The 19032-nt window shown below is 71.7% G+C and carries 18 protein-coding genes and 1 pseudogene; 9 read left to right on the top strand and 10 right to left on the bottom strand.

Annotated elements, in window-relative coordinates; translation table 11 throughout:
* Window positions 1-112: 112 nt before the first annotated feature.
* From AB0H86_RS32365 to AB0H86_RS32350, 4 genes and pseudogenes are all read left to right on the top strand, one after another.
* Window positions 113-889, top strand: a pseudogene (locus tag AB0H86_RS32365) (serine/threonine protein kinase); the annotation flags it as partial.
* A gap of 234 nt (window positions 890-1123) precedes the next feature.
* Window positions 1124-1492 carry an SH3 domain-containing protein gene (locus AB0H86_RS32360; RefSeq protein WP_362446836.1) on the top strand — a complete coding sequence of 123 codons (369 nt, stop codon included), beginning with the start codon at window positions 1124-1126 and terminating at the stop codon, window positions 1490-1492.
* Window positions 1493-1526: 34 nt separating this feature from the next.
* On the top strand, window positions 1527-1901 hold the full coding sequence (locus AB0H86_RS32355) for a peptidase M23 (RefSeq protein ID WP_362446834.1): 375 nt from the start codon (window positions 1527-1529) through the stop codon (window positions 1899-1901).
* A gap of 136 nt (window positions 1902-2037) precedes the next feature.
* Window positions 2038-2541, top strand: coding sequence for a carboxymuconolactone decarboxylase family protein (locus AB0H86_RS32350; protein ID WP_362446831.1), 504 nt, complete (start codon window positions 2038-2040; stop codon window positions 2539-2541).
* A 160-nt stretch (window positions 2542-2701) separates the two neighbouring features.
* Here AB0H86_RS32350 and ykgO read toward each other — a convergent pair whose 3' ends face one another.
* From ykgO to AB0H86_RS32330, 4 genes are read right to left on the bottom strand one after another with little or no spacing between them, the layout of a single operon-like run.
* Complete coding sequence (gene ykgO / locus AB0H86_RS32345; protein ID WP_361503306.1) at window positions 2702-2824, bottom strand: type B 50S ribosomal protein L36; 123 nt, start codon at window positions 2822-2824, stop codon at window positions 2702-2704.
* 37 nt (window positions 2825-2861) lie between these two features.
* Complete coding sequence (locus AB0H86_RS32340) at window positions 2862-3125, bottom strand: type B 50S ribosomal protein L31 (RefSeq protein ID WP_362446828.1); 264 nt, start codon at window positions 3123-3125, stop codon at window positions 2862-2864.
* Window positions 3126-3172: 47 nt separating this feature from the next.
* Window positions 3173-3337: a 50S ribosomal protein L33 gene (gene rpmG, locus AB0H86_RS32335; protein ID WP_362446825.1), complete on the bottom strand. Its 165-nt coding sequence runs from the start codon at window positions 3335-3337 to the stop codon at window positions 3173-3175.
* A 50-nt stretch (window positions 3338-3387) separates the two neighbouring features.
* The gene (locus AB0H86_RS32330; protein WP_362446822.1) at window positions 3388-3606 is read right to left on the bottom strand and encodes a hypothetical protein; all 219 of its coding nucleotides are present in this window, start codon (window positions 3604-3606) and stop codon (window positions 3388-3390) included.
* Between AB0H86_RS32330 and AB0H86_RS32325 the strand changes: the two genes are divergently transcribed.
* Entirely contained in the window at window positions 3605-4615 is a 1011-nt protein-coding gene (locus tag AB0H86_RS32325; RefSeq protein WP_362446819.1) for a helix-turn-helix domain-containing protein, read from the top strand. The two genes, AB0H86_RS32330 and AB0H86_RS32325, sit on opposite strands and share 2 nt — an antisense overlap.
* Window positions 4616-4709: 94 nt before the next feature.
* Here AB0H86_RS32325 and AB0H86_RS32320 read toward each other — a convergent pair whose 3' ends face one another.
* The 5 genes from AB0H86_RS32320 to AB0H86_RS32300 form a co-directional block, all read right to left on the bottom strand.
* Entirely contained in the window at window positions 4710-6992 is a 2283-nt protein-coding gene (locus AB0H86_RS32320; RefSeq protein ID WP_362446816.1) for an NB-ARC domain-containing protein, read from the bottom strand.
* Window positions 6993-7047: 55 nt separating this feature from the next.
* A complete protein-coding gene (locus AB0H86_RS32315) occupies window positions 7048-8766 on the bottom strand; it encodes a hypothetical protein (protein ID WP_362446813.1) in 1719 nt (572 codons plus the stop codon).
* Between the two features lie 311 nt (window positions 8767-9077).
* Window positions 9078-9314, bottom strand: coding sequence for a hypothetical protein (locus tag AB0H86_RS32310; RefSeq protein ID WP_362446810.1), 237 nt, complete (start codon window positions 9312-9314; stop codon window positions 9078-9080).
* A 262-nt stretch (window positions 9315-9576) separates the two neighbouring features.
* Entirely contained in the window at window positions 9577-11109 is a 1533-nt protein-coding gene (locus tag AB0H86_RS32305) for a helix-turn-helix domain-containing protein (protein ID WP_362446807.1), read from the bottom strand.
* A gap of 28 nt (window positions 11110-11137) precedes the next feature.
* On the bottom strand, window positions 11138-11827 hold the full coding sequence (locus AB0H86_RS32300) for a GNAT family N-acetyltransferase (protein ID WP_362446804.1): 690 nt from the start codon (window positions 11825-11827) through the stop codon (window positions 11138-11140).
* 249 nt (window positions 11828-12076) lie between these two features.
* Here AB0H86_RS32300 and AB0H86_RS32295 point away from each other — a divergent pair, with 249 nt between their 5' ends.
* The 3 genes from AB0H86_RS32295 (at window position 12077) to AB0H86_RS32285 (ending at window position 14704) form a co-directional block, all read left to right on the top strand.
* Entirely contained in the window at window positions 12077-12697 is a 621-nt protein-coding gene (locus tag AB0H86_RS32295) for an L-threonylcarbamoyladenylate synthase (RefSeq protein WP_362446801.1), read from the top strand.
* A 128-nt stretch (window positions 12698-12825) separates the two neighbouring features.
* Window positions 12826-13581 (top strand): dienelactone hydrolase family protein, encoded by a 756-nt coding sequence (locus tag AB0H86_RS32290; protein ID WP_362446798.1) that lies wholly within the window; start codon window positions 12826-12828, stop codon window positions 13579-13581.
* A gap of 223 nt (window positions 13582-13804) precedes the next feature.
* Window positions 13805-14704, top strand: a complete 900-nt coding sequence (locus tag AB0H86_RS32285; protein WP_362446795.1) for an MHYT domain-containing protein — start codon at window positions 13805-13807, stop codon at window positions 14702-14704.
* Window positions 14705-14707: 3 nt separating this feature from the next.
* On the opposite strand, the gene AB0H86_RS32280 is transcribed toward AB0H86_RS32285, so the two are convergent.
* Window positions 14708-17329 carry a zinc-dependent metalloprotease gene (locus tag AB0H86_RS32280; RefSeq protein ID WP_362446792.1) on the bottom strand — a complete coding sequence of 874 codons (2622 nt, stop codon included), beginning with the start codon at window positions 17327-17329 and terminating at the stop codon, window positions 14708-14710.
* Window positions 17330-17461: 132 nt separating this feature from the next.
* Between AB0H86_RS32280 and AB0H86_RS32275 the strand changes: the two genes are divergently transcribed.
* Window positions 17462-18964 (top strand): metallophosphoesterase, encoded by a 1503-nt coding sequence (locus AB0H86_RS32275; RefSeq protein WP_362446789.1) that lies wholly within the window; start codon window positions 17462-17464, stop codon window positions 18962-18964.
* Window positions 18965-19032 lie beyond the last annotated feature (68 nt).

Raw genomic sequence — 19032 nt, 5'->3', positions numbered from 1 at the left:
CGGGGACGGCGCGTTCCCGAAGAACAAGTGGTGGAGAACGGCCTGTTGGGCCTCCCCGGAAAGCCGGCGGGGCCTTTAGAATTTTCGATGACTATCACGGGGGAAGTGTGTAATGGACACCGTTATCGTGCAGTTACCCGACGAAACAACGGCACATCACAGGGGAATTCACCGGAAGCCGCGGCTGCTCCACATGGGGCCCGGTGAGACGAAGGACTTCGGCCGGGGGGCTCCCGGCGACGCGCCGGCCATCGTGCTGGCCGATCCGGGTGTGTCGCGCCAGGCGGGACGCGTCGAGGCCGCCGGGGACTTCTGGCGCCTGTCGAACTTCAGCGCCACGTCCACCTATGTGGTGGAGAACCTCGAAGGAGCCGGCGAGTACATCAAGGTCGCGCCGGGACGGCTCGGCGCCCCCATCCCGTTCGAGTTCTCCAGAGTGGTGCTGCCCGCGCTGGACGGCACCGCGACGTTCAAGGTCTTCGCGCCGCAGCACGCCTACGCGCCGGACGGGGCGGGTCCCGACCACGGGGAGCGGACCGTCAGCCCCTTCTCCCTCGACCCGACGTCGAAGTACTTCCTGGTCCTGGTCGCACTGTGCGAACCGAGGCTGCGCAGTTCCTCCGGTGCGGCCCTGCCCGGCGCCGGGGAGATCGTCGAGCGGCTGCGTCCCCTGAAGTCGTGCCGTGACCTGACCCGCTCGGCGGTGAACTACCACATCGACTATCTGACGTCCGCGAAGCTCCGGCTGCGGAGCGTCCACGAGGACGACCTGACGACGTCCGGCCCGAAGGACGGCGGGCGGGTGGGCGCCAAGCGCGAGGACCTGGTGACGCTGGCCCTGCGGTTCAACCTGGTGCACGAGGAGCACCTCGCGCTGCTGCCCGGGCGCGCCTCCGCGCGGTGCCCGGCGACGACACCAGAGCCGGCGGCACCAGAGGCGGGGGCACCCAAGGCGGCGGCCCCCACCGGCTCCCGCACACCGCTGACCGCCCGCACACCAATACCGCTGCCCTCCCGCGGTCCCTGACATCTGTCAGGGACCGCGGGGCCTCACCTCTCCCTATCGTGCTGAGTGCCGGCCAAGTGCCGCGCAGGACCACATGACCACAGGGGGAAACACGTCATGCCCACTCACACCATCGCCAGGGCCGCACTCGTCGGCGCCGGCGCGCTCGCCCTGCTCGGCCCGATCGCGGCCACGTCCGCCGTCGCCGCCCCCGACCGGGGCTCCGCCACCGCACTGGCAGCGCCGTACGCGGTCGAGCCGTACGAGACGGTCAACGTCCGCTCGGGCCCGGCCACCTGGTACGACAAGGTCGGCAGTGTCGCGGCCGGCCAACCGCGCGGCGCCTACTGCTGGAAGCACGGCGAGACCATCCGCGACAACGGCTACGTCAACGACGTCTGGGTGCAGCTCGTCGAGGGCTACGTCAGCGCCGTCTACCTCAAGGGCGACCAGTACGGCGGTCTGCCCGCCTCCGCGACCTGCTGAACCGTAAGTCATTCACCTCATGGGGGACCCACACATGAAGAGTCTGGTACGTCGTTCCGCCACCGCCCTGGCCGTCGCCGCGCTCGCCACCGGCGCCCTCGCCACCACGGCACAGGCCGCTCCGGCCACCGCCGACGGGGGCGACCCGACCCTCACCGACGTCTACGTCTGGGCGACCGACGTCAACCTGCGTGAGCAGCCGAACACCTCGTCCAACGTGCTCGCGGTCCGCTCCACGTACTGGCTGGACGCCGTGTGCCAGAAGCAGGGCCAGACCGTCACCGACCCCGCCGTCGGGACGAACAACTGGTGGACCGCTGTCATGGAGCTCTCCGGCAGCGACATCGCCTGGGTGAACAACCTGTACCTGCGGGGAGGCCAGAAGATCGCGGGAGTCCCGGACTGCTGACGGGGATCCGCCCGCACCCGCGCCACGTGCCGTGCGGTGCGTGCGCCCGCCCGACCCCGGCTCGCCGTCCCGGCGCGGCCGGGGTCTTCGGCGCGTGATAGGACGATCAGCGAGAGATCGCGATCAAGGAGCGCACGTGACAGATACGGCACCGGCGACCACCGGCAGACGGGTCTTCGTCGACAAGCAGAGTCCCGAGGCGTACCAGGCCCTCACCGCCACGGCCGAGACCGTGCGGGGCGTCGCCGCCGCCGCGGGACTGGACCGGCTCCTCGTCGAGCTGGTCAACATCCGGGTGTCGCAGATCAACGCCTGCGCGTACTGCCTCAACCTGCACACCAGGGCCGCGCTGCGGGCCGGCGAGACCACCCAGCGTCTGGGCGTTCTTCCGGCCTGGCGGGACACCCAGCTGTTCACGCCCCACGAGCGGGCCGCGCTCGCACTGGCCGAGGCCACCACGTGTCCGGCGGACAGCGCGGTGCAGGAGAGCGCCTGGGCTCAGGCGCGGCTGGTGCTGTCCGACGACGAGATATCGGCGGTGATCTGGGTGGCGATCACGATCAACGCCTTCAACCGGGTGTCCGTCATGAGCAAGCATCCCGTGCGCGGTGTTCCCGTGCCGCCGCCGTCAGGGGCCTGACGGCGATCTGACGTCGGCCTGACCTCGACCTGACCTCGACCTGCGGCGTGGAGCGTCGGGTGTGGCGCAGATGGATCGGGCGCGCGTCGTCGGTTCGTCGCGGCGGTCGGCCCGGCCGCCGCTGGGTGCGGGGCCGAGCCGACCGGGTGGACGCGCGGTGTCAGCCCTGGCGGGCCTTGAAACGCGGGTCCTTCTTGTTGATCACGAATGTCACGCCCCGGCGGCGCACTACCTGCGCCCCCGGCCTGGACTTCAGCGAGCGCAGCGAATTGCGCACCTTCATGTCCGTGTCCTCCTCCTGCTCGAACGCTGTCGCGTGGTCAGCGGCGGACGGTGGTCGCCATGTCTCCGTAGCGCCGCTGGAACCGCTCCACCCGGCCCGCGGTGTCCACGACCCGCGAGGCGCCGGTGTAGAAGGGGTGGCCGGCCGACGAGATCTCGACGTCGACCAGCGGGTAGGTGGAGCCGTCCGTCCACTCGATCGTCCGCGACGTCCGCGCGGTCGAGCGGGTGAGGAACGTGGCTCCCGCCGCGCGGTCGCGGAAGACGACCGGGCGGTAGGCGGGATGGATGTCGGTCCTCATGGTGTTTTCCTTTCCCACGGCCGTCCGGCGCGGTGCGGTGACCGAGGTCATCGCTCCTCGCGGAAGGGGACGTGCTCCCCGGCCACCGAGTCGTACTTGCGCAGGACCAGCCGGTCGGGGTCGTTGAGACGGTTCTTGCGGGTCACGTAGGTGACGCCGGTCCCGGCCGTCGACCTCAGCGTGACGACGGGACGCGCGGTGTTGCGTGCCATGAGGTCCTCCTTCCGCCCACACCACGGGCTTCTTGGCCCGTGCATGTCAGCTACGTGGGCTGTAACGCCGACCCCCGCCGGCGCATTCCCGGCACCTCCCTCTTGTTGTTCTTCTTGTTGTTCTTCTTGTTGTTCTTCTTGTTGTTCTTCCTGTTGTTCTTCCTGTTGTTCTTCCTGTTGTTCTTCCTGGCGCGGGTGGTCGGTCCGCGGTGTGATGGATGGCGCCGCACGATCGGCGGTCGCGTCGGGATCCACCAAGGAGTCGTCATGAGCATCAACCTGTCGACCTCTTCGCTGTCCCCGTCCGACCGCGCGGAGTTCTGGCGTCAGGCCGTGTCCCACACGTTCATTCCGCTGGACGTCGAGCTGTACGAGGCGCGGCCGTCCGCAGCGACGATCACCAGTCATCAGCTGGGGCCGCTCCAGGTCTCGGCCGTCTCGGCGGGGCCGCAGAAGGTCGTACGGGATCGCCGGATGATCGCGCGGGGCGGCGAGAGCCACCTCACGCTCACCATCCAGCACCACGGCACCGCCCGGCTGGAACAGGACCGGCGTGAGGCGTTCCTGGAGCCTGGGCAGTTCGCCCTGTCCGACTCCGCGCGGCCCTTCCTGAAGGAGCTGCCGGCGAAGTTCGGTTTCACGGCGTTCCACCTGCCCCGCACCGCGCTCAACGTGACCGACGGGGATCTACGGGCCCTCACCGCCACGGTGTTCTTCCCCACCGGCGGCTGCGCCGGCGTCGTGGCGGCCTATCTGGGAGCGCTGGCCCGCGACGCGACCGGGATCCCGTCCGAGTCCGGACACCAACTGGGGCTCACCGCCTGCGACTTGCTGGCCACCCTGGTCCGGGAACGTCGGGATCGGCACGCTCCACAGGCCCCCGAGGCGACCCGGGCCATGCTGGTCCGCGTGAAGGACCACGTGCTGAGGCATCTGACCGATCCCGAGCTGTCGCCCCAGTCGATCGCGGACGCGCACCACGTCTCGGTCCGGTACCTGCACAAGCTCTTCGAGTCCGAGGACACCACACTGGCCAAGTGGATCCAGACGCGCCGGCTGGCCATGTGCCGTCGGGACCTGGCGCGCCACTCGTTGCGCGGACCCGGCGTGGCGTCCGTGGCCCGGCGGTGGGGTTTCGTCAGTCCCGCGCACTTCAGCCGCGTCTTCCGGGCCGCGTACGGTATGTCGCCCCGCGACTGGCAGGCGACGACGTCGCGAGGGAGCGAGCCCACGCGGACTCCGGCGGACGGGGCCGCGTCCGGCACAGGCGGACGCTGACCAGGGACGCGCGGATGCCGACCGGGCCCGCACGAACGCAGACACGCCACCAGGCCGACACGCACGCCCTGCCCGAGCGCAGGCCCGCGCCCCCTCAGTCCGTGCTCCCGCCCTGCTCCAGCCACCTCTCCCGCAGGCTGTTCGCCTCGTCCAGCCACCGTTCGGATCCGGCCTCGGTGAAGCAGCGGACGGCGTCCTCGATCATCTTCGTCGCCTCGTCCCGCCGGTCCAGTGCCCACAGGGCCCGCGCCTTGCGCATCGTCGGCACGCCGCGGGTGAGCGGAACACCGACCCGGGCGTCCCGCTCCAGCGCGCGGTCGCAGGCCTCGATCGCCGCCTCCCAGCGTTCGAGGTCCAGCAGGACCTGGGCCTTGCCGCTCAGGGCGTTCATGACCGTGGCGTCGGCGATGTGCGGCGCCGGGGCGGTGGCCGGGTCGTTCACGCATGCCACGGCGGTGTCGAAGGTGTCGGCGGCTTCCTGGAGGCGGCCCGCCGCGCGCAGGTTGAGGGCGAGGCCCATGAGGGCCTGCGGGTGTCCCTCCTTGTCCCCCGCGGCGGCGAACAGGGCGACCGCGCGCCGGGCCTGGTCGACGGCCGCACCGAACTTCCCCGAGGCCGTGGCCGCGTAGGCGGCGTACGTCAGTGACCACGCCTCCTGCACGGGGTCCTGGGCCTGCCGGGCGAGCTCGGCGGCCTCCAGGGCGAGGGCCATGCCGTCGGCGGGTCTGCCGAGGCAGTTGTCGAACGCCCAGGCGAGGTAGTTGGCATGGGTGGCTTCGAGACCGGGATCGCCGAGGGCGTGGGCGGCGGCTCGCGAGAGCGCGAAGACGGTGTGCCAGAGCCCCCAGTGGGCCCAGCGGTCGGAGAACCAGTGCATGGACTCCGCGACCTCGACGACCCTGCGGTGTTCACCGGCCGCCGCCGCGGTGCGCAGGGCGGCGAACCAGTTGGCGCTCTCCGTCCGCAGCCAGTCCTGGGCGGACGGTGCGTCGCGCAGGTCGACGAGCGGATCGTCGACGGTGACCGGGCCGACGCCCGGTTCGAACCACTGCCCGGCGGTGCGGGCCGTGTCCAGGAGCCAGGTGTGCAGGGCCGTGTGGGCCGCCTCCCGTTCCTCGGGGGTCTCCTCGTCGCTCAGTCGCTGGTGCGCGTACAGCCGGACCAGGTCGTGGAAGGCGGCCCGGTCACCGTCGGCGGCGTTCAGCAGACCGAGTTCGATGAGCTCGTCCGTCAGCTGTTCCACCTGCGCGGGCCCGAACGAGGTGAGTGCCGCTCCGAGGGCGGGAGCGAAGTCGGGGCCCGGTACCAGAGAAAGGCGCCGGAACAACTTCCTGGCGGGCTCGGCCAGTTGCTCGTAGGAGAGGGTGAAGGCCGACTTGATACGGAGGTCTCCGGCGGTCAGCCGGTCCAGGCGCAGGTCCTCGGCGGCCAGCCGGGCGGCCAGGCTGGTCGCGGTCCACGCCGGACGGCTCACCAGGCGGTTGCCCGCGATACGCAGGGCCAGCGGCAGGCCTCCGCAGAGGTCGGCGATGCGCTGCAGGGAGGCGGTGTCCCGCTCGTCCGTCCCGGCGCCCGGCCGGTCCGCGGTGATCGTCTCCAGCAGGGCGGTGGCCGCGTCGGCCGCGAGAGGGGACGGTACGAGCCGCCGGGCGTGCTCGATGCCTGTCAGCGCGCGGCGGCTGGTTATCCAGAAGGTGCAAGTGCCTTCGCCCGGCAGCAGCGGGCGCAGTTGTGCCTCGTCGGCGGCGTTGTCGAGGATGACGAGCACGTTCTTGTCGCGGACCAGACGGCGGTGCAGCACCTGGCGTTCCTCGACGTCCGCCGGCAGGTCGCGTTCCCGTACACCCAATGCCTTCAGCAGGCGGGCCAGCGCCTCATGGGGGGCGACGGGCTGGGCGTCCAGGCCGCGCAGATTGAGGAACAGGCATCCGTCGTCGTACCGCTTCGCCTGCCGGTGGGCGGCCTGGACGACAAGTGTCGTCTTGCCGAGTCCCGGAGCTCCGCTGACGATGACGACGTGCGTGCCCGCTCCCGGTCCCCCGGCCGCGTCGAGCCGGCGGATCTCCTCGTCGCGGCCGGCGAAGTCGGGGATGGGCGGAGGGAGGTCGCACAGCCCGGACGGCGTGCGTCCGGTGCGGCGACGGCCGTAGCGGGCGGCGGCGAGCAGGGCGTCGGCGTCTTCCTGCCGGAGGCCGAGGGCCGTGGCCAGGGCCTGGACGGTGCGCGCCTGCGGTCCTCTGCTGTGGCCCCGCTCCATGTCACCGATGGCGCGATCACTCACGTCCGAGGCCTCGGCGAGTTCCTCGAGCGTCATTCCCGCCGCGTGTCTGAAGCCGCGAAGCAACGGACCCAGGGCGTCCGGTTGCGGATCGACCACGACAGCGCTTTCCTCTCATCGGCGGCGTCCCAGCCTAGAGGACGGCCGACGGTGCTCAGTCCCCGCAGCAGCGGCCCGCCCCGCCCGATCCGGAGCGGGGGCCGATGTCCGTACCGGTATCGGTATCGGTGTCGGTGCCGAGGCGGCAGTAGCACGACGACTCGACCGGTACGTCGGCCAACGCGGCGGCGATACGCAGTTGCTGGGCGACGATGTGCGCTTCGCCCACCCTGCCCAGGCGTACCAGGCACTCGTGGAGGCCGTGCAGGGCCCAGACGTTGCCCGGGTGCTGGAGGGCCCTCGGGAGCGTGTCGTCGAGGCCGAGGTCTGCCCGGTAGACCGCCTCGGCCTCGGCGACGCGCCCCTGTTCGAGGAGCAGGGCGCCGTAGGCGTGGCGGGTGGGCTGCATCCAGCCCCAGGGCTCGTCGTAGGGGAGGTTGTCGTCCAGTTCGATCGACCGTTCGAGCGCGACGAAGGCGGCGTCGTGGTGGCCCTTGCGGTACTCCAGTTCGCCGTCGAGCATCGCGGAGGCGATCGCGAGGATGTCGGCGCATGTGTTGTTGAACAGCATGCGGGTCTCGGGGACCCGGGAGACCGCCTCGTGGAACAGCCGGCGTTCGGCCTCCGCCTCGGAGAGCCGGTGGGTCGCGGAGAGGGCGACGCCCCGGGCGTAGTGGAGCATCGCGGTCGTCACGCAGTACAGGTCCGGGTCGGCGGGCAGGGGCCGCGCCAGGATGTCGTCCCAGCGGCCGAAGCGGATCAGGACGTGCACCCGCATGGCGAGGAAGGCCTCCAGCCAGTCGGCCATCGGCGGGCTCTGGACGCGCAGCAGGTCCTCCGGAATGGACGCCTCCAGTTGCGCGGCGGTCTCCAGGGCGACCTCGGACTGGCCGAGGAACATCGCGCCGTAGATCTTGAAGTGGTAGTTGTGCGACCGGTACAGCGTGTAGAAGTTCATCGCCCCGGCGCGTGCGTGGACCTTCTCGTCGGCGATGATCGCGGCGCTGTTGTCCGACACCACGCGCCGGTAGTCGCCGCAGAGCACCTCCAGATGCGAGGGCATGTGGCGGAGGTGACCGGCGTCGGGCACCAGGCCGCGCAGCCGGTCGGCGACGGGCAGGGCCAGCTCGGGGGTCGGGGACATCTCCATCAGGTGGATGTACATGTGCACGACGCCCGGGTGCCGCCGTCCGGCGTCGGTGGCGAGCGCGCGGTCCAGGACGGCCTTGGCCTCCGAGGTGCGGGCCCCGTCGGCCGGCTCGCCGGTGCGCAGGTCCCACAGCTGCCAGGGGGTGAGGTTCATCAGCGCGTCGGCGTACAGCGTGGCGATGTCCAGGTCGTCGGGGGCCAGGGCGTACACGGCGCGCATGCTGTCGGCGTAGGGCGCGGCCCACACCGAACAGTCCGCCACGGGCTCGGCCTGCGGATACCGGGCGCGCAGCGCGCCGATCAGCGCCCGCTCCACCGGGGTGGCACCGTCGGCCTTCGCGTGGGCCAGTTCGACGGCGGCGTGGGTGCGGTCGACGGTCCTGGCCAGATCCTGGTCGTCGAAGAACTCCCAGGGTTTGTTGTAGTTGGGGCCGAGGGCGTAGGCGATGCCCCAGTAGGCCATGGCGCAGTCGGGATCGGCCTCGGCCGCCGCCTCGTAGCAGGAGACGGCCTCCTCGTGGTGGAAGGCGTACGTCCACAACAGCCCTCGGTCGAACCACAGTTGGGCCTCGGAGGACGAGGTCGTCACGGAGCGGCCGTGCGGGCCGAGATCGTAGTACTCCATGCGTCACTCCTGACTGTGCTGCCGCCCGGCAGGTGCTGTCCCGGAGCCGATTCTCACTGAGCTGTGCCTCGTCGTGCCGGACTTCTCACCGTGTACCCCCTTGGGGGTGTCGACCTTGGGGGTGTCGACCTTGGGGGTGTCGACCTTGGGGGTGTCGACCTTGGGGGTGTCGACCTTGGGGGTGTCGACCTTGGGGGTGTCGGCGTTCGCCGACGGTCAGTCCCAGGCACCGACAAGCGGCCTGCCGCGCACGCCGACGGCCCGGTCACCGGACGTCTCCGCGGTGGCCGGGCCATGAGGGTGCGCCGGTGTCAGCCGCCGTCGAGTCGCGCCCGCAGGAGTCCCTTGCCGAGTTCGGCACCCTTGCGGCTGTCGGACTGGGCCTTGCGGAACAGGTCGGCGACCTCGGTGTCCTTCTCACGCTCCGCGTCCTGGATGTAGGAGTCCAGCCGCAGCGCGTTGTCGAGGCACGCCTCCACATACCAGATCAGGTTGTAGTCCTTGTCCGGCGTACCGGTCACGCCGCCGGTCTCCGTGCTGCTGATCATGAGGATCTCATCTCCTCCAGCGCTCGTCTTCGTTCCGGACTCGGACGAGTACCCGCCGATCCACGACGGAACACGGCGGGCGCGGGCCGGGGACGGTTTCCGCGGCGAGTTCTCACCGGGCGAACTCGTTCAGTGACGGTGTGTACCGCACGGGAGCGCGACCGGTCCCCCGTTCCGGTCGTGCCCCCGCGGTGCGTAGAACTTACGTGCCAGGCAGAACCGTTGTGAATCGTGCCGGTGCCCGCTGTTCCGTCCGGAGGGCTCACCCGTGCACAGTTGAGTCCGGATGGCCCCGGTTCGTCCGGTCCAGGACGGGGGCTTCGAGATCACCGACGACCAGGTGGGCGAGGACGACCTCGTAGAGGTCGCTGCCGGCGGCGAGCAGGTGGCGCTCCAGAACGGGCTCCGCACCTCGGACGTGGTCACGCACGGTCTGGGCGTGCATCCCGAGGGTCAGCGCGGCGCGTTCCGCGTTGCCTCCGGCCGCGATCCAGGTGCGCAGCGTCCGGCGCAGGTCGCGGGTGTCCGCGCCCAGCCGCCCCAGAAGGTCATGGGCCCAGTCCCCTACGGCGGTCCCGGCCAGCAGATCGGCCAACCGGGCCGGGGCCGACTCCGGCCCGGTGTCCTCGGCCGGCGCGTCGGAGTAGCCGACCTGGGTGTTGAGGGCGAGATGGGCGACCGCGCGGACGGTGAGGTCGGAGAAGTCCGTGCCCAGCAGGACCTCGACGCGCTCCATCCGGGCGCGCACGGTGTTGCGGCTGACGCCGAGGACCTTGGCGGCGCTGACGGCGGTGAACTCCAGGCCCAGCCGGGTGGTGGCGAGCAGTTCGGCGCGGGTGTGGTGCGGGAGCGTGTCGAGCGGCCGCAGCACGCCGGCGCTCCAGTGGTGCAGCCCGGCCAAGTCCATCAGGCGTTCGGGGCGGGTGCGTTCGGCGTAGACGGCCGATTTCTCCGGCCGGAAGTGGGCGACGGCGAGGGCGCTGACGGCCTGCCCGTAGGCGGTGGCGGTACGGGCGAGGCTCTGCCGGACGCTGCCGCCGAGGAACGTGTCCGGGGACCTGGCCGCCAGCGACCGCAGCGCCCCGGCCGCGGACTCCCCGGGGGTGACCACGATGACGTGCTCGTCCACGGCGGGGCAGCGCACGACGAGGGCCTGTTCCTGCGTGGCGTCGAGGCAGTCTTCGGCGAGGCGGTCGCGGGCACCGGCGTCGCCCTCCAGGACGTAGACGCAGGCGGTGTCCGTGTCGAGCAGGCCCGGCCACAGGCCGGCGGCGACCCTGCGCGCCGAGACGGTGTCCTCCACCATCAGCAGTTGCAGGATCGCCAGCCTCAGATCGGACGCCGCGCGCCGCAGCCGGTGCCCGGCCGCGGTCGTCTCACGGGCCCGCAGCAGCAGTTCGACGACCTGCTGGGTGTGCAGCACGATCTCCGCGGCGCGCCGGTCGAACGGCGCCGGACGCGACACGGCGAGCACGCCCGCCATGGCCGGGTGCGGGCGCTCCACTCTCACCAGGCGCAGATGCTGTTCCCGTCCCTCCCAGGAGGCGGAGGCGATGCGGCCGGTCACGATGTCCCGGGCCAGGTCCTCGTCCACCGCGACGCGGGTGCCGGCGAGGAGGGCACCGGTGTCGTCCTGGAGGGAGGCGGCGCCTTGGACGGCGCCCGCGAGCCAGTCGACGAGCCGGCGGACGTCGCGCCCGGTCGGTCGCAGATGGTCGAGCAGTTCCTGTGCCCAGTCCGTGTCCTCGCCGCTCTTCGCCCGCGTGGGACGGTGCCTGTCCTCCCGTCCAGCCACGTCGCCTTCCCCCGGCCCTTCAGTCGTGTCACGCCATACCGCTCGGGACGTCGGACGTTACCTCACCCTTCCCCGCCGGACGCCCGCCCCGGAAGCTCGCCTTACCTACTTGACAACTTGTCCACTTTTCCCACTCTCCCGTCGCATTTTCTCCGCGTGCGGAGACATGCCGGTGGCCGTCGAGCGGGAAGGCGGGCGGCGCCGCGGGCAACAGCGCGTCGAAGACGTACCCGCACTTGTCCGCGACCCGGCAGGAGGCGGTGTTGTCCACCTGGTGCAGCAGTTCCAGGCGCGTCACCTCGTCCTCGGGGAAGGACGCGAAGACCCAGTCCGTGAGCGTCCGCAGCGCCCGGGGAGCCACGCCCCGGCCGCGCGCGTGGGCCGCGGTCCAGTAGCCGACCTCGGCCGACGCGCTGTCCAGAGCGCCGCGTTTGACGACGACGTGGCCGACCAGTCGCCCGCCGGGCGTGCGGTCGCGGGTCTCGACCACCGCGAACGAGAGGCGCTCGCCGCTCTCCCCGAGCCGCCACTGTTCCCGCACCCAGCCCAGGGCACTCGCCTCGTCGTGCGGGCCGCCCGAGGCCCACCGGCGCAGCGCCTCGTCGTCACGGAACACGGCCACCAGGCCGGTGGCGTCCGCCGGGTGCCACGGCCGCAGGGCGAGCGCGGGCGCGGTCGGCGTGGCGGGGACTTCCAGTCGTACGGCGGTGATGTCCATGGCCAGAGGCTACGTTCGCCTGAAGGCCGACCCGGGTGGTGGAGAGGTTCTCCGCGAGGTGGGCCGGGGTGCGGATGCCTGGGCAGCGGCCGGCTCCGGGCGTGAAGGCTCCGGACCCCCCGGACTCCCGGGTCGGTGCCTGGTCTCCGTACCGTGAGTGAGCGGCCCACCACAGGTGTCGTACGGCCGCGATCGTGCCGGGAGTGGGGCCCGCGCGACCGGTGCCGCCGTACGGCATAAGCTCGGCGGATGGCGAAGTACTTCGATGTGCACCCCGACAACCCCCAGCCGCGCACCATCGCCCAGGTCGCGGACAGCGTCCGCAAGGGTGCGCTCATCGCGTATCCGACGGACTCCTGCTACGCGCTGGGCTGCCGGCTCGGCAGCCGTGACGGCATCGACCGGATCCGGACCATCCGGCGCCTGGACGACCGCCACCACTTCACTCTCGTCTGCCAGGACTTCGCGCAGCTCGGCCAGTTCGTACGGGTCGACAACGACGTGTTCCGCGCGATCAAGGCGTCGACCCCGGGCAGCTACACCTTCATCCTGCCGGCGACGAAGGAGGTGCCGCGCATCCTCCAGCACCCCAAGAAGAAGACCGTCGGCGTCCGGATCCCCGACCATGTCGTCACCCACGCGCTACTCACCGAACTCGGGGAGCCGCTGCTGTCCAGCACCCTGCTGCTGCCCGACGAGGACGAGCCGATGACCCAGGGCTGGGAGATCAAGGACCGGCTCGACCACGTGCTGGACGCGGTGGTCGACTCCGGGGACTGCGGGACCGAGCCGACGACGGTCATCGACTTCTCCGGCGGCGAGGCCGAGATCGTACGGAAGGGCGCGGGCGACACCTCGCGGTTCGAGTAGGGGTACCGCCAGATCCTCCTGAGGCGGGAGCGACGGGCCGCAGGGAACGTGCCACCATGATCGGACCTGCCCCCTCCCAGCGCGGGCAGGGCCTTCGCCGACTCCCCACACAGAGAGGCAGCCCCGACATGACCGCCGTACAGGGAACCACTGTCGACATACCCACCGAGGACGGCGTCGCCGACGCCTACCTGGTCCACCCGGCCGACGGGGAACCGCGTCCCGCGGTCCTGTGGTACATGGACGCCTTCGGGCTGCGCCCGCAGCTGAGGTCCATGGCGGACCGGCTGGCCGGGGCCGGCTACACGGTTCTGGTGCCCAACCTGTTCTACCGTCACGGGCGGGCGCCTGTCTTCGAGCTGCCGGAGTTCATCGACCCGCGCGCGCGTCCGGAGATCTTCGAGCGGATCGGCCCGGTCGCGCGGGAGCTGACGCCGGACCTCGCGATGCGGGACGCCGGCGCCTACCTGCGGGTGCTGGCCGACTCGCCGGTGGCCGCCGACGGTCCGGTCGCCCTCACCGGCTACTGCATGGGCGCACGGCTCGCCCTGCTCACCGCGGGCACCTACCCGGATCGGGTCGCCGCCGCGGCCGGCTTCCACGGCGCGCACCTCGCGAACGACGCTCCGGACAGCCCGCACCTGGTGGCCGGGAACATCACCGCCGAGCTGTACTTCGGACACGCCGACCAGGACCCGTCGCTGCCCGTCGAGGAGATCGTGCGCCTGGAGGAGGCGCTCACCGCCGCCGGCGTCCGCCACACCTGCGAGGTCTACAGCGGGGCACACCATGGTTTCACGCAGGCCGACACCGCCGCGTACGACGCCGCGGGCGACGAACGGCACTGGACGGCTCTGCTGGACCTTTTGAAGCGCGCCTTCTGAACGGCACGTTCTTGAAGGGCACTTCCTGTGCGTGCGCCCGTGGAGGATGCCATGTCGCACGCACCGAGGAGCCCATCTGGCTCGAACTCGCCGCTATGTGACCGAAGTTGATCCATGGCGTTCGAGAGTTCGCAGCGTACCAACGGTAAGACCTTGCTTTTGTTCCTGTCCTACACGTAGACCTTCCCCTCACAAACAGCTGTGATCTGGGGGACATTGGCGTATGGAAGGCACGGTCGACGGGTTCCGCTATGGAGCGGTGACCCCTGTGGCGGCGTATCTGATGGCGTGCCTGGGTGGGGCTCTGGGCCTGCGCTGCATCGTCCGCACCATGCTGGACACGCAGGCGTGGAAGACGGGCTGGCTGGCGCTGGGCGCCGCCTCGATCGGCAGCGGCATCTGGACGATGCACTTCATCGCCATGATCGGTTTCCAGGTCGAGGAGACCCGGATCCGGTACGACGTGGGCCTGACGGTGCTCAGTCTCGTCGTGGCGATCGTCGTGGTCGGCGTCGGCGTGTTCCTCGTCGGCCGCCGCGGTGCGAGCCGCGCCATGCTGGGCGTCGCGGGCACGGTCACCGGTCTCGGTGTCGCCGCCATGCACTATCTGGGCATGGCGGCGATGCATCTGAACGGCGACTTCAGCTACGCCCCGGCCGTCGTCGCGCTCTCCGTGGTGATCGCGATCGTCGCCGCCACGGTGGCCCTGTGGGCGGCGGTCTCGATCCGCGGCTTCATGACCAGCCTCGGGGCCAGTCTGGTCATGGGTGCGGCGGTGTCGGGGATGCACTACACGGGCATGGCCTCCGTCAGCGTCCACGTGCACGACGGCAGCCCTGGGACCTGGGCGGGCGACTCGCCCACCTCGCTGCTGCTACCCATGCTGGCGGGACCGGTCATCTTCCTGGTGCTGGCCGGGGTGGTGGTGATGTTCGATCCGCTGCTGGTTCTGGGCGACGGCGACTGGAGCCGGGGCGCGACGCCCCCGAAGACCGCTGCGGAGACTTCGGCCGGACCGCCGCCCGCCGCCCGGCCCGATGTCCTCTCCGATTCGGTCGCCGGTTCCGTACGGCGCGGGGGCCCCGCGGGATCCCCGCGGAATCCTCGCTCGCGGCGGCGGTAGCGGTCAGTTCGGCGCGCCCGGCGGCACCCTGGGCAGCGGGTCGAGGCGCACCGATCCCGGGTCGGTCAGGAAACCGTCGATCAGCTCGGTCGCCGCGCGCCGACGCTCGCCGTCGGTCACCTCCAGTTCCCTCGCGAGGCGACGCAACGCGCCGCGCAGCTCGGCTCGGAGAGAGACGCGCAGGGCGTCGCCCGCCAGAATGGTCAGCAGGTGGTTGAGGACGGTCCAGTTGGCCGTGTGCTGTACGGCCGTCCCGCCCGGCAGCGTTGCGGGCAGCGGGTCGGTGCGCCGCCAGGTGGCGTCCAGCAGAGCGTCCACCACGTCGGTGACGCCGGGCAGTGCCGGATCGACGGCATGCTGCCAGGCGACCCGGGTCAACCGGGCGGGCTCCAGGAGCTGTTCGGTCACCAGGCCGGCGCCGACCCGGACCGCCTCGAACGGGTCGAGGACCCGGCCTGCGTCGGTGTCGAGGTACTGGTCCGTGCGCGTGTGACGGACGGCCGGCGGGGTGAGCGTGGCCAACACCGCCTCGGGCAGCCCGAGTTCCTCGGCACGCAGCAGACCGGCGAGCTGGGCGAGGGCCTGGTGCTGGGTGTCGGCGTCGACGGGAACCGTGCCACGTCCGGCCTTGGGCGTAACGGCATCCTCGGCGGCAGCCACGCCAGGGTGCTCCGCGGGCGCCCCGGCCGCGTCGACGGACTCCACGGCGGGCGGGGCCCCGTGCCCGGCAGCGGCCGGCGTGGGCGTGTCGCTGCCTACGGCGCGCGGCGTGTCGTCTGGCTCGGCGCGCGGCGTGTCGCCGTACCCGGCACTTGGCGTGTCGCCGTACCCGGCACGTGGCGTGTCGCCGCCCTCCCCGGCCGACGGGAGCCCTCCGGCACCTCCATCGGCGAGCGCACCGCCCGCATCGGCACCGGCACCAGCACCAGCACCAGCACCAGCACCAGCACCGCCACCTTGGGCCATGGCCTCGCCCGCCCAGCCGTGCGCATACCGCACCCCGCCCACGAGCCGCGCCACCGCCGCCGTCTCGTGTCGGTGCAGAAGGTGCAACAGGACGGCCCTTTCCTCCAGTTCACCGGTCTGGCGGTCGGGCGGCAGCACACCCCGGGAGAAGCCCTCCAGGGCGATCCGCCGTACCCGCAGCATCGCCTCCAGCGCGCCCGGCGCGTCGCCGCCCGTCACCCACGGCACGCCGTCGGCGTGGGCGGCGTCGGGGCCGCTCGTGTCGTCGTCGGTCACGTAGACCAGGCCCGCGTCGGCGGCCTCCCGGCGCAGTGCGGCGAGCGCCGCCGTCTCGTCCCCGTCCGCGAAGTGGCCGTAGGCGTGGGCGACGAGGAAGCGGTCCCAGGGCCCGAGTCCGGTGGCGTACGCGGCGGAGAGGTCGAGACCGCCGTCCTCGGTGACCCCGACGCGGGCGTGGGGGTAGTCCATGACGGACGGCTCCGGATGCCGCGTACTGGCGAAGTTGTGCATGAAGCCGAGCGCGTGGCCGATCTCGTGCGCGGCCAGCTGCCGCAGCCGGGCCAGCACCAACTCCTCGACGGCCGCGAGCCGTTCGGCCTCGTCGGGGCGGCCGTACGGTGCGAGGAGGGCCTCGCCGAGGGCGCGGACCTGCTCCACGCGCTGGGAGCCGAGTCGTACCCGGGCGTGCAGGATCTCGCCGGTGCGCGGGTCGGTCAGCCCCTGCCCGAGGGACCAGCCGCGGCCCGCCCGGTGCACCCACACCACACCGTTGACCTCGGGGTCGTACGGGTCGAAGTCCGCGCCGCCGGGCTCGACTCGGTAGGCGTCGGGCAGGCCGATCCGCTCGTAGGCGCCCTGCCACCAGTTGCCGCCCTCGACGACCGCGGAGCGGAAGGGTTCGGGGATGGCCGGGTCGACCTGGAACAAGATCGGTACGGCGTCCGGTCCGGTGCGGAAGCGGGGCTGGAGCTTGACCTGGGTGTCCCGTACCCCGACGAGGGCGTGGTCGGTGTGGCCGATGCCGTAGCCGCCGGAGGCCGGGTGGAAGCGCCGGGCGGGCATCGGGGACGTGGGCAGCCGCATGAGGTTCAGCTGCTGGACGACGGTGAGGGCACGCGGATCAGCGGCGACCGCGCGGACGGCCGCGCCCCGGCCGGGCCCCCGGAGGGTCAGCAGCGCGGGAAGCCGGGTGCCGGCGGGGCCGGTGCGACTGTCGGCGACGAGCGGGAGGCTCGTCGCCTCGTCGATCGCGTAGTCGCCCTGCCCGCGCTCGTGCAGGTGCTCGGCGATCCGGTCGTGGTCGGCCGTCACCAGCCCGCCGGCGTCCACGACCACCGTCCCGTCGTCCTCGCGCAGCACCGGGGCGCTCCACACCACGGACATGGCGAAGGACTCCTGACCCGCCCGTACGGCGGCCGCGTCGCCGGAGGTGAGGAAGTGCTTGTTGCGTACGACGAACAGCACCCGGTCCCCGGCCCGGCGGAACTCCGCGAGCCTGGCCTTGCCCGCCCGGCCCCGGTCCAGCCACAGTTCACTCGACCCCAGGCCCTGGGAGAGGGAGACGGTGAGCAGGAACGGCTCGTCGAAGTGACGGATACCCAACAGCAGCCGGTCGCCGGGGAGTTCGGGGTAGGTGGGCAGGTCGAGGAAGTCGGGCATGGGTGCCTTTCGGGAGGTGCGGTACCGGCGGTGACGAGGTGGGGCACCGGCAGCGATGGTGTCAGGCCTGGCGGATACGCCCTGGGGGGACTCCCCTCTCGGCCGGTTCTAGATCGTTGTTACGGTGCACCGGTGTCTGACTCCTCACGCGATACCGCCGAAGGCGCCGGCTGGGGCACCGCCGAACGCGGCGAGTACCAGCGGCTGATGCCGTCCAAGGTCGAGAAGATCTCCTGGCTGAACCCGAAGACGCTGTGGGCCGCCCGCAACGGTGTCGTGGCCTCCTGGTTCGGGGACCCCACGGGCCGGACCCGCAGCCGATGGGTGGCGCAGCGGGCGGCGGCCGGCGCACCCGCCGACAAGGTGATCCGACGCGACGACCCGGACGAGTTCTCGTTCATGGTCATCGGCGACACGGGCGAGGGCGACGATCCCCAGTACGCCGTCGTGCCGGGCTTCCTGAAGACGGGTCAGGACACCCGCTTCGCCGTCATCGCCAGTGACGTGATCTATCCGGTGGGCAGCGCCGACGACTACGGCACCAAGTTCTTCCGCCCGTACCAGGACTACCGGGCGCCGATCTACGCGATACCCGGCAACCACGACTGGTACGAGGACCTCGGCGCGTTCATGCGCGTCTTCTGCGACGACGCCCCGCCGCTGGCTCCCGAACCCGCGCCCCGCCCCCTCACCCGGGCCTGGCTGCGGTCGCTCCTGTGGCACCGGCCGCATCCGCACGACGGCGGACGGCTCGACCGGGAGCGGGAGTTGCGGGCCTCCCAGGCCCAACGGGCCGTCCAGCCGGGCCCGTACTGGGCGGTGGACGCCGGACCGGTGCGGATCATAGGGATCGACACGGGTCTGCTGGGCACGCTCGACGCCGAGCAGGGGGCCTGGCTGCGTGAGGTCTCCCGCGGCCCTCGCCCGAAGGTCCTGATCACCGGATCGCCCCTGTACGTGGACGGCGAGCACCACCCGTGCCCGATAGAGGGCGGTGGCACGGTGGACGACATCGTCCGCGACCCGGACCACCACTACGTGGCGGCGATAGGCGGCGACATCCACAACTACCAGCGCTATCCGGTACGGGTGGGCGACCGCATCCTCCAGTACGTCGTCTCGGGCGGCGGCGGGGCCTTCATGCACGCCACCCACACCATCCCCCGCATCTCGGTCGGCGACGTCACCGAGAAGGACTTCCGCTGCTACCCGCTGCGCGGCGACTCCCTCGCCTTCTACAGCCGCCTCTACGGCCGCCGCCTGCGCCTGCGCCGCTTCTTCACGCTCACCGAGGCCGAGGCCACGGCCGTCATCGCCGAGCGCCTCGGCATCTCCCCGACCCGCGCCCCGGGCGGGCCCGCCCGGGTCACCGCGCGCACACGGCTCGTGGCCAGTCTCCTGGGCGCCGGGGGCCGCCCCGACCGCACCTCGCGCTTCCGGCTCCCGGTGCGCAAGATCTACACGCAGCTGTTCTCCCCGAGCTCGGCGACGTACAGCCCGCCCTTCTTCAAGTGCTTCCTGCGTCTGGACGTCACCCCGGAGGCGATCCGGCTGCGGTGTCACGCGGCGACGGGAAACCGCGCCCAGGAGATCGAGCCGCCGGTCGAGGACGAGGTCACCATTCCGCTGACCTGACCTGACGGGGCAGGGGAACACTTCCCGGCACGGTCCGGTTGGGAGTGTCGTACGCCATGATCTAAGAA

The organism is Streptomyces sp. NPDC050997, assembly GCF_040660135.1.
Taxonomy (GTDB): Bacteria; Actinomycetota; Actinomycetes; order Streptomycetales; family Streptomycetaceae; genus Streptomyces.
The sequence above is the reverse complement of the archived record's forward strand: the minus strand, read 5'-3'. Positions and strand labels throughout refer to the sequence as shown.